The organism is Deltaproteobacteria bacterium (assembly GCA_016210045.1).
Lineage (GTDB): Bacteria > UBA10199 > UBA10199.
This window is the reverse complement of sequence record JACQUX010000041.1, coordinates 41,012-55,364: the sequence shown is the minus strand read 5'-3', so window position 1 is coordinate 55,364 and position 14,353 is coordinate 41,012. Positions and strand designations below refer to the sequence as shown.

The following is a 14,353-nucleotide window of genomic DNA, read 5'->3' as shown; positions in this document are numbered from 1 at the left end:
GGGTTGACGGTCCGCCTAGCATCTGGACCTTTTTGAACAGCCTGGACAATTTACATGCCACCAACTGGTGTCTTCAGCGATGGGTTTGCCGCAGTGAGCGTCTCGTGGGGAGGCGGAGCGGCGGAGCCCGCGTGGTTCGATGAAGATCCGAATGCCGCTTGTCCGCTTCCGCCAGTCGCTCCACTGGCTCCGTTTGCCGCCGTTGTTCAGCCCGTCAGCGATTTGTTCGATCAATTACTTACGATTGCCGATCGATGGAAAAAGAACTTCCGTTATTGGCAACAGTTGGAAGCCATTGACTACTGGGGCGCGCAATTGCGGGCACCGGCGTCGCGCGGAAAATTGGCGCATTTCGAAGCGGCTCGCCGCGCACTCACGACACAATTTACCGCTCCCGAACGCGCCGCGATCTGGGCCGCTGTGAGTCAGCATTATTACGTGTTGGGCGAGGTCGCGGTGCAACCGGTCGCGTATCGTCGCCCACGCGATGCGGTCGGACGTTGTGTGCAAGACGCGCGACTCCGTGCGGAATGCATTCCTCCGGGGGATACGCGTCGCGAAGATCCCATGTGGTTGACGGCCCTGTTGAGTCTCGATCCGCGGCCCGTCTCCACGTCGTTCAACGAACGCGTGTTGGCGGCGACCTTCAGCGGCGCACAGTTGACGTTCGCACGACCCACGACGGACGACGTGCTCATCTACGCAGGCGAGTTGCCGCGCGCGGACGGTTCGCGCTACGGCTTCTCACTCGAATTCAACGACGGCTTCGATGTCGGCGCCGCAGATCTCGAAGCCATCATCGGTATGGTGCACCAATACAACGGCTGTCTTCCTGGGATGGAAGTGGAGCGCATTGTGTTCGAGCAAGCGCCGTTGGTCGCGCCCGATTGGATCTCTTCGTATTACAGTTCGGCATCTCACGAAATTCACGTAATGGCGCGTCCGCAAACGGCGTTGGATGAACTGACGCATGAATTTGGGCACGCGATCGACAGACGGCGGGAGTCCGAGTGGCGCACGCGTGCGGCGTCGGCGCCGTGTCCGCCGATTTTCGGGGAGATCGAGTTGGCATCGCTCGATCCGGTCACTGCAAGCGTGGTCGGCGCGGAGTGGTTGTCCAATCCCGAACGGCCGACCGATCCCCATGTGATGGCCTGTAGCGGTCGCCACGTGTACGATCAGTTAGGTGCTTTGTTCACGACGTCCGTCGATCGGCTCGATGTGTTGGCCGTGATCAAGGATTCTTACTATACGGATCACGGTGTGAATAACGTCTATCACGGCTTGTTAAATCGCGGTCATCCGGAAGATGGACTCGACGAAACGCTGGCGAGTCTCTTCAACGTCATGGTCCGTTATCCGGAGTCGATCCTCGACAATATCAGTCATCCCGACACACCGCCGCAGCAGCGTGTGGCGTTGTGGGAATTGTGGCAACGGGGCCAACAATGGCTGGGACTGGCGTGTCCGCATTTTCCCACGCGCGAAATCATGTTGGACGACGCGCCCGGGATTGTCCGTTTGCATGTGCCTGATCCGCCGGCATTGCGTGTGGAAATGGGTTCCGATCCGATGCCGGTTTTCCTGTTTTGATGCGGTTGTCATGCGTGTCGGCGGCGCGGGTGCGCGCGCGCCGCGAGCAGCGTCGTCAGGATTTTTTTTCCGTCGCCGGCCTCGGGGATGTTGCTCTTTACCGCGATCAAGCGATCCATAAACGCGGAGCGTCGATCGAGGTCGCACGTCTCCGCAGCCAGTTCCAGCGCCCGTGCGGCGTGTAGCAGCAAGATACCGGTTTCGATGCCGGAGGGATCATCGAAGAACCAACCGCAACTGGTGTACATGCAGAGACGATGAAATTGGAGCGACAGCAGCGCGCGAACGGTATGGCGATCGGTGCTGGTGAGGGGGTGGCGCGCGTGGGTGTGGCAAAATGTCGTGAATCCATTGTTGGTGCCATCGAGCAGCACATTGATGTAGTCGTCGCGCGCGGCCCACGGATCTTTTAACAGTCGCGCGGCGGTGCGTTCGAACGCAGGATCGAGTTCGTCGCGCAGCCAGTCGAGCGTGGCGCGCAGCGGGGCGCGCCATTGTTGCGTCCATCCGGGCTGATGACTGATGCAACACCCGCAGTCGCTGCGCCAGCGTTCCATGCCGTGTGCGCAGCTCCACGCGGTGTGTTCCAGAATTTCCGCTTGATGTGTCGGCCCGTGTTTTGTGAGGAACTCGCCATACGTGGTCAAGCGGGCGTCGCCGCGCGTTTCGAGCGCGTCGAGGACGTAGGCCAACGCCATTTCGCCGAACTTGTGATGGTGGCCGTAGCTTTCGCCGTCGGTCGCGAGGTGGACTAATTGCGGCCAAGCGCGGCGTTCGGAAAACGCGCCGAGCAGGCGCCGGATCATGGCCTCGCCATCGTTCAACATGCCGTCGAATGCCACACCGCGGGCCAGACCGCCGTGATAGAAAAATACATGAAAGCGGCGGCCGGACGGGAGTTGCAATGCGTATGGTGTGGTCGGGTCGGCCTCGTGATGCGCTGGTGCGTGCCAATGACCGCTGCTCAATGCGCGGACGCGATGCACTTGATGCGGCGCGAGGATGGTAAAGCGGATGCCGAGATCGGCGGCGATCTCCAAACTTTCCAGATCGACGACCGTTTCCGGAAGCCACACGCCTTCCGGAGCGCGTTGAAAGCGGTGTTGAAAGTCGCGCACGCCCCATAGCAACTGCGTGCGTTTGTCGCGGGAAGACGCGAGCGGCAAAATCAGATGATGATACGGATGCGCAATCGCGGTGCCGTGACCGCTGAAGCGGGCTTGCGCCTCCCGGTCGCCTTGTAAGATGCCTTGATAGACTGCAGGAGCGTGTTGTTCCAGCCACGCCAACAAAGTCGGCCCGAAGTCGAAGCTCATGTATCCGTAGTTGTTGAGCCGCCGCCGCACCTGACCGGCCGGGCCTAAGATGCGCGCCGCATGATTCGGCTCGTAACACTCTTTCGTGATGCGTTGATTCCAATCGTGCGCCGGTGCCGCCGACGGCTCGCGCGGCACCGTCCACCGCCACGGATCTTCCCGCGGCGGCTGATAGAAATGTCCATGAATGACGATATGGCGGGGCATGCACACTGCTATGTCATAATTTGCAAACCTGGGGAAGGCGTGTTGTGAGAGTGTCTCTGAACGGAATCCTCCGGCACAGACCTTTAAGAGGAATGATTTTCAACCTGACAGCAGGATTCGTCCTGGTCTTTCTCCGCAGTCGTATCCTTATAAGCCTTGTAGGCTTTGAGTGCCCACATCTCACCGACGCAACCGCCCATCGTGGCGCCCACGGCCAGGAATTCTCCCAACTCTACTTCGGACGCACCGGATTTGGCGGCCTGCTGGATATAAAAACGGATGCACGGTTCACATTTGGCATTGATGGCCCACAGGACTGCGGCCAGAGTCTTGTATTTGCTCGGCACGGCTCCCTCTTTGAAAATAGTCTCCTGCCGCATCTTTTGAATATGCGCAGGGACTCCTTGGGTCACCTTGGCAAACTCCTTCATCAATCCCAATGCGGGATCGACACCTGTCAGATCATGATTCGGCATAAAGAGTCCTTGTGGTTATGAGAGAATGCATTGGGCAATAATGCTGGGGCCAACCAGAAAAAACAGGGCGAGTCCCGTAGCCACCCACAGTATTATTTTGGTCCCGCGAATTTTTTTTACGTCGCAGGTTCCTTCGCCCTCGCAGGTTTGTTTGCATCCGTACACCGTATAAAAAGCGATTCCCAAGAGCACGAGCGTAATGCCGATCATGTAGGGTCGAAACGGAGTCAACGCAGTGGCGAGCCCGGCACTCCCCGCTCCCAGTCCCAGGAGAAGCAGGGGAAGCGCGCAACAGGAGCCCAAGAAGGCCGTGCCCGTGGCGAAGACCGCTGTAATTTTTGAAAGAGATTGTTTCATGATTTTCTCCTTGGTGCGCAACGCTCACGCGTTGCGGGTAGCGCTCCCGCAGGCAATGGCTGCGCTGTCGCTACGCCGCCCTTGCTCTCTTTCGATTTCAAGTTTTCCAGAATCGGACATTCGCTGATCGGCCCTTTCCCTCGGCATTGAGCCGTCAACCGGCTCAGCGCCCGCTTGATCCGTTTGAGATCGGTGATCTTGGCATCCACTTCGTTGATTTTCTCGTCGGCCTTGCGTTTCACAGCGGCGCATGTCGCCTTCGGACCAACGCTCAAGTCCAGCAACTCCTTGATTTCGGCGAGCGTGAATCCGAGATCCTTGGCCCTTTTGATAAAACGGACGCGCTCAATCGTTGCGGAAGGATACTGCCGATAGCCCGAATCCCGGCGCGGCGGTGCGGGGATTAAGCCTTGCCGTTCGTAGAAACGGATGGTCTCAATGCCGGCCGCCGTGAGGCGAGCCACTTTTCCGATGGTGAGGTCGTTTTCCTTCATAGCAAGATCAGTCTGAACCCTGTAGTATACTACAGGGTCAAGCTCTTTTCTTCAAAAACTTTGGGATGAATGACAAGAGCATTACCAAGACAAATGGTCCCCACACTTGGATTTGCAGCCAAGTCGAGGGATCCGCAAAACTCAAATGCCGTCCGGCGGAACCCAACGAGGTGTACACAAATGTTCCGGGAAGCATCCCCAGAAGGGTTGCGAGCGTGTAATCGCGCAGAGAAACATTCGTCAGCCCTAAGCCGAAATTCAGGCCGTTGAACGGGAATAAGGGAACCAACCGGAACAGGAGCACGGAGTAAAATCCGCTGCAGCCGATTTTCTCATTCAGTCCATGGAGAGTTCCTTTGCTCTTGAGAAGCTTTGTTACAGTCTCCCGTCCCAGATAACGCGCGAGGAGAAAACTGATCATGGCACCCAGGCTGGCAGAGAGCCAGTTGATCAGCGTTCCCCACCAGGCCCCGAATAAAAGACCGCCACCAATTGTTAAGACCGATCCCGGAAGCGCAAAAACCGTGGCCGCGATGTAGATGAGTCCGAAGACGAGAGGGGCCAAAACACCTTGGGACCGAATCCATGCTTCCAAGGTGACGAAACCCTCTTTGGACAAATAATCCCGAACCGGTGTGAAAAAATAGAGCCCAAGCACGCCGGAAATAAAAAAGATCAGGAGGAAGTTTTTTTTCATGCTTAGCCAAACCTCCATCGGAAATAACGTTTCAGCCACTTTTTTGTGCCGTCGGTCAGTCGAGTACGCTGATACATATCGGCAATGCGCTTACTGACTTCCGCCAGTGTCGGGTAGACATGAATCATTGACGCCACTTGCTTCAAGCCGATTTTCTGATGCATGGCTAAGGTCAACTCATGCAATAAATCACCGGCATGAGAACCGACCAACGTAACACCTAACAGCTGATCCGTTCCTTTGTGGGTCAGCACCTTGATAAATCCCTCTGGTTCACGGTCACAAACGGCGCGGTCGAGATCGCTCAATGAGTATTGATACACATCGTGCGCCACCATGTTTTGTTTGGCCTCGGATTCATTGAGGCCGACGCGGGCGACTTCGGGTTCAGTAAACGTGCACCACGGCACCACGCGGTAATCGATTTTGGATTTGCCGGGAAACAAGGCGTTGCGAAGGATAAGTCGAGCCTGAAAATCGGCGGTGTGGGTGAATTGATAAGGACCAACAATATCGCCACAGGCATAAATATGCTTGGCGGTCGTTCGGAGTGTCGCGTCAACTTTGATTCCCTTTTTGTCATAGACGATTCCCGCATTTTCCAAGCCGAGACCGCTCACATTGGGAGCCCGCCCCACGGCCACGAGAATCTGGTCGAATGCGATTTTTCTTTTCTGTCCGTCAGGATCGGAAACGATCAAGCCATCATCGATTTGTTCGGCCTTCGTTTTGAGTAATACCGTCAGGCCTTCCGTCTCAAATCTCTTTTTGACTAACTCGGACACTTCGGGGTCTTCACGAATCAAAAGCCTATCGGCCATTTCGACAATGGTTACAGTGGAACCCAGTCTCGCAAAGGTTTGCGCCAGTTCCGCTCCGATAGGGCCGCCGCCCAAGACGATGAGACTTTGAGGCAGCTCTTTTAACTGCCAGACATTATCGCTCGTCAGATAGGAAATTTTGTCTAAACCGGGAATGGGAGGGACAAAGGGGGCAGCGCCCGTAGCGATACAAAAGCGTTTTGCCTCCAAGGTTTCCTGCCCGTTGGATATCTGATACGGAGAAATAAATCGGTACTCACCCAGATGGACGTCGACTCCGAGCGACACGAATCTTTCGACCGAATCGTGATGGGCGATTTTTCCTTGAACCTCGCGGACGGAGACCAGGACCGAATCGAGTTTGATGTCAAACCGGTGCGGTTTCAATCCGAACCGCTCGGCGGTTTGCGCATCATGAATAATTTTTGCCGAGCGGATGATGGCCTTCGACGGCACACAGCCGGTATTCAGACAATCGCCGCCCATCTTGTGCCTTTCGATCAGCGCGACTTTGGCCCCAAGACCGGCGGCTCCGGCGGCGCAGACAAGCCCGCCGGAGCCGCCACCGATCACGATCAAATGGTACTTCTTGGTTGGCATCAACGCCTCTTTAAGTTTGTGTCACGATCAATTTCAAAACATCGCCGGTAATATTATCTTCATGGAGAATTTTGAAACCCGCCTCTTTCAGCGTGGCGAGTGTATCTTGGGTAAAATCGACACCGAACATGAAACGGGTGTAAGGGGTAACCATTTTTTGAATAAATCGCCGAACCGTTTTTTTGGATAACACGTATTCAAGAAAAAAAACTCTTCCGCCCCGCTTGCAAACGCGCTTCAATTCATGGGCGGCAACGGCAGGTTGATCCACCACACAGCAGAGAAAGGTTCCGACGATGAAATCAAAGGATTCATCAGGAAAGGGGAGTTGATAGACGTTCCCTTTCTTCAGCTCCACAGCTTTTCCCAGAACGCTTGCCTTCTTTTTTGCCTTGGTGAGCATCCCCTGACTCAAATCGATGCCAACGACATGAGCATTTGCTGGATAGAAAGGGATATTGCATCCGGTCCCGACTCCTGCATCGAGTATCCTTCCCGACAACCCTTCCCAAATCTGCCTGCGGATTGTTCGATATCGAAACCGCTCGAAAGGCCAATCGATCCAGTCATAAAGACGGGAGGTCCGATTAAATTTTTTCTCTAAATCTTCCATATTGTTCCGCCGTGTCGATGTCTTCCAGTTCCGGTAGACATGAGACGCGGAGTTTCAGTGTTTCCGCCGCTCGAAGGGTCTGCGAAAAAACACGCGCGGTACTCCAATCGATTCCGGTAAAAATTTTCGGATACACTCGCTTGCACCCGATCAGATAATAACCGCCGTCTGTTGCCGGTCCGAGTACAAGATCGGATTTCTCCAAATCCTGAAAAGCTTTCAAAATGAGGGGACGATCCACATCAATGCAATCGGTTCCGATCAAGACGACATGTTCGGTTTCTACCAAGGTGTGAGTGAACGCCTGCTGCATCCTCTCGCCGAGATCGCCACCGGATTGAGGCTGTTGGCGACCTATTGGAAGCCATGACCGAAATTGCGCTCTCAACTCCGGAGGATCGTAGTACAAGACTTGGACGTACTCCCTACTGCAAGGCTTCGTATTCTTCACCACGATCTCCACCATCGTCTTGTAGGACAAAACGGCAGTGGCCGCGCCGATTGTTCGGGCCAAACGGCTCTTGACCTTACCGGCCTCGGGGTACTTGGCGAATATCAGAAGTTTTTTCATAAGGTTTTTTCCATTCCGGCCAGGCCTGGCGAGTCCACTGACGCGCATACGCCCACGTGAGCTTCGCCCAACCTGTTTTGGCATAGCGGCGGGCGCTCGTGTAGAGCGCGGCACCTGTGGATCGAAGCCGGACTTTCTTTTGCCTGGCCCGCCATACAAACAGATGATCTTCGCCATAAGGGGCCTCTTCAGGAAACCCCCCCACGCGTTTGAAATTCATTGTTGAAAGACAAAAGCCCTGATCGCCGAAAGGCAGACCCATGAGTCGCGAGCGAACCCAACACCCGATTTCGTTGATGCGCATCAGTGGCGGACCATCATTGAGAAAGCGTAAGTCAAAGTAGTAAAAAACATCCGGGTCGCTATTCAGGGCTCGAATCAACGCGGTGAGTGTCGATTTTGCGAATCGTGAATCGGCATGCAGAAACCACAGGAAATCGCGTGTCGCGTTGCGCACACCTTCGTTGAGTTGATGAGGTCGCGATGCACCACGAATGACGATCAATTCCGCTTCTTTTTTTATCGGTCGAAGATCATCCCAAAGTGCTTCCAGTTCATTTTCTTCTGGACCGACGGGAATGATGATCGAGATGTCTTTGAAGGTAATCATGGTCTAACAGCACCCTTGGTTTGATGGTGGTTCCGGACCGGTTGACCCTTGCGATCCGCAATCGAATAAACCGTAGTGAGTCGACAAATCCCCTTCGACACGGAAGTGCGGCGCGTATCGGGTCTGTGTCAGCATCGCCGCCGTGTTACTGCACACCAGCACGGGTCTTCCTTTTTCAAAAAGATGACGATCATCCAACGGGAAGGCGTGCGGGCATTGGGGGATGGTTCCCAAGTAATAGCCCACTTGGCCATAGTCCTCACAGCGATCCTCCAAGTTCAGCTTGAAGGCCCGAACGGTCACCGAATAAAATGAAATGGCTCCCAGTTGACGCTCAAGCTCGGGATTCTCAACGGTAAGCCTTCTTTGTGTTACCACACGATGGTCAAGGCACCCCACCGCCGTCATGAGTCTTCGGAAATCTTCAGTATACAACGCGCCGCCAAGGCACTCGCCGACCAATGTCGGGTCGTTTGCCAGCTGTTTTGGTATTCGCCGGTCGGAAAAGATATCCGCGAAATAGAGTTCGCCGCCCGGTTTCAGCACACGGAAGATTTCGGAAAAGACCCGCCGCTTTTCCGGTGAGAGATTGATGACACAATTGGAGACGACGACATCGATGGATCCAGTCTTGATACCCAATCCCTCAAGGTCTTCGATATATCCATTGAAGAATTCCACATTACTCTTTTCGTACCCGAAGCCTTTAGCGTGATAGTCGACATGTCTCTTGGCGACCGCCAACTGTTCCGCCGTCATATCGACACCGATCACCTTGCCGTTCGGTCCCACGAGTTTGGAAAGGAGGAAGGTATCCCGCCCCGTTCCGCAACCGAGATCCAATACCGTTTTCCCCTCCAACACCGCCGGGATGGGCGAGCCGCAGCCGTAAAATTTCCCCAACACCTCCGGATGAATCTGGCTGAGGATCGGTTTCAGATGTGCGGGCATGGCATCCAGCGTACAACAGGCGTTGGTCTTCAAGTCCGCATTGGTCTTAAGCGTCTTCCCGTAATATTGTTTTACCGTTTCCAGGGTATGATGATTGTCTGTCATATCAGTTTTCCTCCACAAGAACTGCCGGCCCCTGCCGTGCAGCCATAGCAGTGGTTGGCAAAGGCGATGGGACTTTCGTTAATCTGATTGAAGGTTTCAATATCCCAAATGCTTGTTTCTGTCTTGCCTATAGGGATGTCTAACATCTGGTTGAAATCGCAATCGTAGATTCTCCCATTCCACCCAATGGAAATCAGATTGCGGCACATGACGCTCGAAGCCGCCGTGGCATTGAAACTGTTCACGAGCAATGTCATGTATGCTTCATATTTATTTTCTCTGACCAATTGATCCAAAAATCGCTTGATCGGCATGTTGGTAATCGTAAAGAGATGGTTAAATTCGATGCCGAAGAGTTCGTGCAGTTCTTTTTTGTAATCGAATTCAAGTTTATCTTGCGATGGAGGTAAAAATGCCCCCAGCGGATTATAAACCAGATCGAGTTCGAGTCTCGAACCGTTCTTTCCATAACCGAGATCATTCAACAATTTCAAAGCGCGGATACTTTTATCGAAGACGCCACTGCCGCGCTGAGCATCCACATTCTGCTGGGAGTAACACGGAAGCGAGGCTACGACCTTCACTTGATGTGTTTTTAGAAAATACGGCGTTTCCTCCTGACCCTTCTCAAAGAAGACCGTCAGGTTGCATCGGTCGATCACTTCTTTGTTCCGTTGCCTGGCTGCTGCAACCAGTGTGCGGAAATGAGGATTGAGTTCCGGTGCGCCGCCGGTGATATCGACGGTGTGAACGGTGGGCGATCGATCCAAGAGTTCGATCAGGCGATCCACCGTTCTCTTTTCCATGATCTCGGTCCGTTTGGGTCCGGCCTCCACATGACAATGGTGGCAGGCCTGGTTGCAGCGCTTGCCGACATTGATTTGCAAGATCTCCAGCGGTTTGCGTGCGATCGAGAGGCGATGTTCAGACAGCGTATTCTCAAATGATGGGATTGGATGGCTCATACGGTCACCTCCCTCAACATTGGCAAGCAGTCCTTCGGCATGATGCATTTCCGTAATGTCATGGGGCATCGTTTCAGCCACCTTTTTGGCATGAAGAATTCCCCCGACCCCGATAACCCGACGCGTTTTGTGCAACGCGTCTACTATGTCTGAATTTGCAGACCTGACGAAGATAGCGCAACCCAGAACCCGCACTCCAAACGGTTTTGCGGACACCCTTAGTCCCGCTCCAGAAAAAGAATCGCCAGAGGCGGGAGGGTCAAGGTGAGGGATGTGGGGTGGGCGTGGGTGGGGAGGTCGGTGGTCCAGGTGCCGCCGGCGTTGCCGCTGCCGCTGCCGCCGTAGCAGGCGGCGTCGCTGTTGAGGCGTTCGTGCCAGTAGCCGGGCAGGGGGACGCCGACGCGATAACCGAAACGCGGGACGGGGGTGAAGTTCGCGACGACGACGAGCTGGTTGTCGGGCGCGAGGCCGCGGCGGATGAAGCTGACGATGCCCGCGTCGGCGTCGTGGCAGTCGATCCATTCGAAGCCGCCGCCGATTGCGTCGCGTTCAAAGAGCGCGGCGCTGCGGGTGTACAAATGATTTAAGTCGCGAACCCACGCATGTATGCCTTGGTGCGGCGCGTATGCGAGCAGGTGCCAATCGAGGCTGCGTTCGTGGAACCATTCACTCCATTGGCCGAATTCGCTCCCCATGAAGAGGAGTTTCTTGCCGGTCTGGGCATATTGGTAACCGAACAACAGACGCAGGTTGGCGAACTTTTGCCAGTCGTCGCCCGGCATTTTGGCGAGCAGCGCGCCTTTGCCGTGGACGACTTCGTCGTGCGAGAGCGCCAACACGAAGTGTTCGCTCTCGGCGTAGAGTTGGCGGAAGGTCAGGTCGTGGTGATGAAATTTTCGATGGACCGGCTCTTTGCTGAAGTAGCGGAGCGTGTCGTTCATCCAGCCCATATCCCATTTGAATCCGAAGCCCAAGCCGCCGACATACGTGGGGCGTGAGACCATCGGCCACGCGGTCGATTCTTCGGCGATCAAGTGGATGCCGGGATGCGCGGCGTAGAGTTGTTCGCTGAGTTGGCGGATGAAGTCGATGGCCGCGAGGTTTTCGTTGCCGCCGTGCGCGTTCGGGATCCATTCGCCGGCGCGGCGCGAATAGTCGAGGTAGAGCATGGAGGCGACGGCGTCCACTCGCAGCCCGTCGATGTGATAGCGCTCCAACCAAAAGTCCGCGTTGCTGAGCAGGAAGCTGCGGACTTCGTTGCGGCCGAAGTTGAAGATGCAGCTCCGCCAATCGGGGTGGAAGCCTTGGCGCGGGTCGGCGTGTTCGTAGAGGTGCGTGCCGTCGAATCCCGCGAGGCCGTGACCGTCGGCGGGAAAATGGGACGGGACCCAATCAAGAATGACGCCGATCTCGTGTTGATGCAGATAATCGATCAGATACATGAAATCTTGCGGCGTGCCGTAGCGGCTGGTGGGGGCGAAGTAGCCGGTCACTTGATAACCCCACGAGCCGTAGAACGGGTGTTCCATGATCGGGAGGAACTCCACGTGGGTAAAGCCCATCTCGCGAACGTAGTTGGCGAGCGGCGCGGCGAGTTCGCGATACGTCAGCCAGCGGTGTTGTTGCTCCGGGACGCGTTGCCATGAACCGAGATGGACTTCGTAGATCGTCATCGGCCGATCGTGTTGTTGGCGTGCGGTGCGGGTCGACAGCCACGCCGCGTCGTTCCAGGTGTAGTCGAGCGACCAAACACGCGAGGCGGTGCGGGGCGGGCATTCGTGCGTAAAGCCGAAGGGATCGGCCTTTTCCAGTTGGCGTCCGCCGCAGCGGGAGGCGATATGATATTTGTACAGCGTGCCGGGACCGACTTCGGGGATGACGTCGGCCCAAATCCCCGACGAGCCGCATACGCGCAATGGGTGGCGGGCCGGATCCCACTCGTTGAAGTCGCCGACGACGGAGACGCGCGTGGCGTCGGGTGCCCAAACGGCGAAATGGGTGCCGGATCCCGTTGACGATGCGACGGGGTGTGCGCCCAACACATCGTAGAGACGGCGATGCCGGCCTTCATTAAAGAGATGCAGATCCAATTCGCCCACACGCGATGTCGGTGCAGCGGGCGGAGTTCCCGCCGCGCGGGGTTTGCGTACTAACCGGACGGGTTTGCTCATCGCGTCCCCTGGCGGGCGGCATCGATGCGCGCCAACGAAGTATTCAACGCGGCGTCGTGCTGATAGGCTTCTATTGTATATCGCATCGGGCGTCGCCAATTCGGATATTCATCGACCGTGCCGGGCCGATTCACTGGCGCGGTTTCCATCCATAGATCTTCGAGATTCACTTGCACGTAGGGCGCGTCGCTCGTCAAGAGGTGTTCGAGACCGTGCCACAACGCGGCGTCCGGATCCGGCGCATCGTGCCACCACGCGGCGAACGGCGGCAAGTCATGGGTATTGAGACTGGCGAGTGCCGCACTGGGCACCGCGGGCCAGTCGATGGTGCCGGGCGCGCATTCACACTGCAAGATCGCGCAGCGCAATACGCCGTGTCGAGCCATCGTCGGCCGCACTGCATCCGTGACGAGGCCTAAATCCTCGCCGACGACGATGGTGCTGGCGCGGCGCGATTCGAGACACAAGACCGCGTAGAGTTCCTCGGTGGGATAGCGGACATAGACGCCGTCGTCGGCAGTGGCGCCGTCGGGGATCCAGAGGAGTCGGTGCAGACCCATTACGTGGTCGATGCGCAGCAAGCCGGCGCATTGCATGTGATGTCGAAGGCAGGCGCGCCAATAGCGGTAGTGGTCGCGGCGCAGCGCGTGGGGCAGCAGCGGCGGAAAGCCCCAATTTTGGCCGCCGGGAAAGAACGCGTCGGGCGGCGCGCCGACGCTCATCGCGGACGCGAACAGGTGGCGGTAACGGCAGACGTCGTAGCCGTCCGGATGGATGCCGAGCGGGAAGTCGAGGTAGAGCGCCACGTCGCACGCTTGCGCGGCGCGGTGGACCTCCGCCAATTGTTCGTGCGCGATCCACTGCACGTATTGATGATACGCCCACATATCCGGTGCTTCGCCCGCGCGGAAGTCGGCGTAGCTGCGCAGTTCCGGATGGGCCCCGGCGAAGCGGACGAACATGTCGTGGCGCGTGGAGGGCGCGGAAAAAAATTGCGTGGCGAGTCGTTCCAAAACTTCTTGCTTCAGCGCCATGATGCGATGGTACTCAATCAGCGGCGCGCGGCGGAATTGCGCGAGTGTTTCGAGCACGGCCGGCGTGCGGAGTAGCTCGCGTGCCGGTCCACATTCTTCCAGTTCCGGGATGCGCGTGACATCGATGTAGAATTCGTTCCAGAAGAGGCGACTGTGCGGGGCGTAGGGACTCGGCGTAGTTGGTGGCGCAAATGGAATGGGCAACAGCGGCAGCGTGCCGACGAAGCGGGCGCCGTGCGTGGCCGCCCATTCGATATGGGTTTGCCAATCGGTGTAATCGCCGGCGCCCCAACTGCGTGTGGAGCGAAGTGCGAACAGCGGCGCAAAGAGTCCCCACGCCTTCGTATTTGGCGCGGGACGATGCGCGGTTGGCGGCGCGCAGAGCAGCAGCGTTTCATGCGGACCGTCGGCGTGCGACGTAATCAAGCGATGATAGCCATGCGGCAGCGGGCCGGCTTGCCAACGCTCGCCGGATTCCAACCACAGCTCCGTCGATTCCGCGTCCGGCAGCGTGAAGGTCACCGGTGCTTCGCCCCAGACGATGCGCACACATTCCGGTTCCGTCAGCGCGCCGTTCATCATGGCTGCGCAGGCCGCAGGCACATCGGTCATGGTGGCGAGCGGTGCGCCGAGCGCGCGCAATGCGGTCAGCAGAGCATCCGCCGTGGCCTGCTGCAGTTTTCCTTCAATGGTGTAATACGATGTCTCGACGCCGAAGTATGCGGCGAGTTGGGCCAACTGACTATCGAGGTCAGTTGTCATAGGTGTGCGC

Annotated in this window: 15 protein-coding genes; 2 read left to right on the top strand and 13 right to left on the bottom strand. The window is 56.8% G+C overall.

What is annotated here, in order from left to right; all coding sequences use genetic code 11:
* Nucleotides 1–54 precede the first annotated feature (54 nt).
* A complete protein-coding gene (locus tag HY696_12285) occupies nt 55–1,593 on the top strand; it encodes a hypothetical protein (protein ID MBI4239176.1) in 1,539 nt (512 codons plus the stop codon).
* Nucleotides 1,594–1,601: 8 nt separating this feature from the next.
* Here the strand turns inward: HY696_12285 and HY696_12280 are convergent, their stop codons facing one another.
* The 11 genes from HY696_12280 to arsS form a co-directional block, all read right to left on the bottom strand.
* Nucleotides 1,602–3,116 carry a DUF3536 domain-containing protein gene (locus tag HY696_12280; protein MBI4239175.1) on the bottom strand — a complete coding sequence of 505 codons (1,515 nt, stop codon included), beginning with the start codon at nt 3,114–3,116 and terminating at the stop codon, nt 1,602–1,604.
* An 83-nt stretch (nt 3,117–3,199) separates the two neighbouring features.
* Nucleotides 3,200–3,592, bottom strand: coding sequence for a carboxymuconolactone decarboxylase family protein (locus HY696_12275; GenBank protein MBI4239174.1), 393 nt, complete (start codon nt 3,590–3,592; stop codon nt 3,200–3,202).
* A 15-nt stretch (nt 3,593–3,607) separates the two neighbouring features.
* Complete coding sequence (locus HY696_12270) at nt 3,608–3,949, bottom strand: mercury transporter MerT (protein ID MBI4239173.1); 342 nt, start codon at nt 3,947–3,949, stop codon at nt 3,608–3,610.
* The gene (locus HY696_12265) at nt 3,946–4,443 is read right to left on the bottom strand and encodes a heavy metal-responsive transcriptional regulator (protein MBI4239172.1); all 498 of its coding nucleotides are present in this window, start codon (nt 4,441–4,443) and stop codon (nt 3,946–3,948) included. Before HY696_12265 ends, HY696_12270 begins: the two co-directional genes overlap by 4 nt.
* A 37-nt stretch (nt 4,444–4,480) precedes the next feature.
* Nucleotides 4,481–5,140 (bottom strand): TVP38/TMEM64 family protein, encoded by a 660-nt coding sequence (locus HY696_12260; protein MBI4239171.1) that lies wholly within the window; start codon nt 5,138–5,140, stop codon nt 4,481–4,483.
* 2 nt (nt 5,141–5,142) lie between these two features.
* On the bottom strand, nt 5,143–6,561 hold the full coding sequence (locus HY696_12255; protein ID MBI4239170.1) for a mercuric reductase: 1,419 nt from the start codon (nt 6,559–6,561) through the stop codon (nt 5,143–5,145).
* A gap of 10 nt (nt 6,562–6,571) precedes the next feature.
* On the bottom strand, nt 6,572–7,174 hold the full coding sequence (locus tag HY696_12250) for a class I SAM-dependent methyltransferase (protein ID MBI4239169.1): 603 nt from the start codon (nt 7,172–7,174) through the stop codon (nt 6,572–6,574).
* Nucleotides 7,149–7,745 carry a TIGR04282 family arsenosugar biosynthesis glycosyltransferase gene (locus HY696_12245; protein ID MBI4239168.1) on the bottom strand — a complete coding sequence of 199 codons (597 nt, stop codon included), beginning with the start codon at nt 7,743–7,745 and terminating at the stop codon, nt 7,149–7,151. Before HY696_12245 ends, HY696_12250 begins: the two co-directional genes overlap by 26 nt.
* Complete coding sequence (locus HY696_12240) at nt 7,702–8,355, bottom strand: glycosyltransferase (protein MBI4239167.1); 654 nt, start codon at nt 8,353–8,355, stop codon at nt 7,702–7,704. Before HY696_12240 ends, HY696_12245 begins: the two co-directional genes overlap by 44 nt.
* A gap of 3 nt (nt 8,356–8,358) precedes the next feature.
* A complete protein-coding gene (locus HY696_12235; protein MBI4239166.1) occupies nt 8,359–9,411 on the bottom strand; it encodes a methyltransferase domain-containing protein in 1,053 nt (350 codons plus the stop codon).
* A complete protein-coding gene (arsS, locus tag HY696_12230; GenBank protein ID MBI4239165.1) occupies nt 9,408–10,376 on the bottom strand; it encodes an arsenosugar biosynthesis radical SAM protein ArsS in 969 nt (322 codons plus the stop codon). The genes HY696_12235 and arsS overlap by 4 nt, the downstream gene beginning before the upstream one ends.
* Here arsS and HY696_12225 point away from each other — a divergent pair.
* On the top strand, nt 10,368–10,529 hold the full coding sequence (locus HY696_12225; protein MBI4239164.1) for a hypothetical protein: 162 nt from the start codon (nt 10,368–10,370) through the stop codon (nt 10,527–10,529). The two genes, arsS and HY696_12225, sit on opposite strands and share 9 nt — an antisense overlap.
* A 65-nt stretch (nt 10,530–10,594) precedes the next feature.
* Here the strand turns inward: HY696_12225 and glgB are convergent, their stop codons facing one another.
* Nucleotides 10,595–12,547 (bottom strand): 1,4-alpha-glucan branching protein GlgB, encoded by a 1,953-nt coding sequence (gene glgB, locus HY696_12220; GenBank protein MBI4239163.1) that lies wholly within the window; start codon nt 12,545–12,547, stop codon nt 10,595–10,597.
* The gene (locus HY696_12215; GenBank protein ID MBI4239162.1) at nt 12,544–14,343 is read right to left on the bottom strand and encodes a 4-alpha-glucanotransferase; all 1,800 of its coding nucleotides are present in this window, start codon (nt 14,341–14,343) and stop codon (nt 12,544–12,546) included. The genes glgB and HY696_12215 overlap by 4 nt, the downstream gene beginning before the upstream one ends.
* Between the last annotated feature and the right edge of the window lie 10 nt (nt 14,344–14,353).

Coding starts and splice junctions, on each gene's coding strand:
- HY696_12225 (MBI4239164.1), top strand. CDS start 10,368: ATGGCTCATACGGTCACCTCCCTCAACATTGGCAAGCAGTCCTTCGGC.
- glgB (MBI4239163.1), bottom strand. CDS start 12,547: ATGAGCAAACCCGTCCGGTTAGTACGCAAACCCCGCGCGGCGGGAACT.
- HY696_12275 (MBI4239174.1), bottom strand. CDS start 3,592: ATGCCGAATCATGATCTGACAGGTGTCGATCCCGCATTGGGATTGATG.
- HY696_12260 (MBI4239171.1), bottom strand. CDS start 5,140: ATGAAAAAAAACTTCCTCCTGATCTTTTTTATTTCCGGCGTGCTTGGG.
- HY696_12250 (MBI4239169.1), bottom strand. CDS start 7,174: ATGGAAGATTTAGAGAAAAAATTTAATCGGACCTCCCGTCTTTATGAC.
- HY696_12270 (MBI4239173.1), bottom strand. CDS start 3,949: ATGAAACAATCTCTTTCAAAAATTACAGCGGTCTTCGCCACGGGCACG.
- HY696_12215 (MBI4239162.1), bottom strand. CDS start 14,343: ATGACAACTGACCTCGATAGTCAGTTGGCCCAACTCGCCGCATACTTC.
- HY696_12235 (MBI4239166.1), bottom strand. CDS start 9,411: ATGACAGACAATCATCATACCCTGGAAACGGTAAAACAATATTACGGG.
- HY696_12265 (MBI4239172.1), bottom strand. CDS start 4,443: ATGAAGGAAAACGACCTCACCATCGGAAAAGTGGCTCGCCTCACGGCG.
- HY696_12280 (MBI4239175.1), bottom strand. CDS start 3,116: ATGCCCCGCCATATCGTCATTCATGGACATTTCTATCAGCCGCCGCGG.
- HY696_12245 (MBI4239168.1), bottom strand. CDS start 7,745: ATGAAAAAACTTCTGATATTCGCCAAGTACCCCGAGGCCGGTAAGGTC.
- HY696_12255 (MBI4239170.1), bottom strand. CDS start 6,561: ATGCCAACCAAGAAGTACCATTTGATCGTGATCGGTGGCGGCTCCGGC.
- HY696_12240 (MBI4239167.1), bottom strand. CDS start 8,355: ATGATTACCTTCAAAGACATCTCGATCATCATTCCCGTCGGTCCAGAA.
- HY696_12285 (MBI4239176.1), top strand. CDS start 55: ATGCCACCAACTGGTGTCTTCAGCGATGGGTTTGCCGCAGTGAGCGTC.
- arsS (MBI4239165.1), bottom strand. CDS start 10,376: ATGAGCCATCCAATCCCATCATTTGAGAATACGCTGTCTGAACATCGC.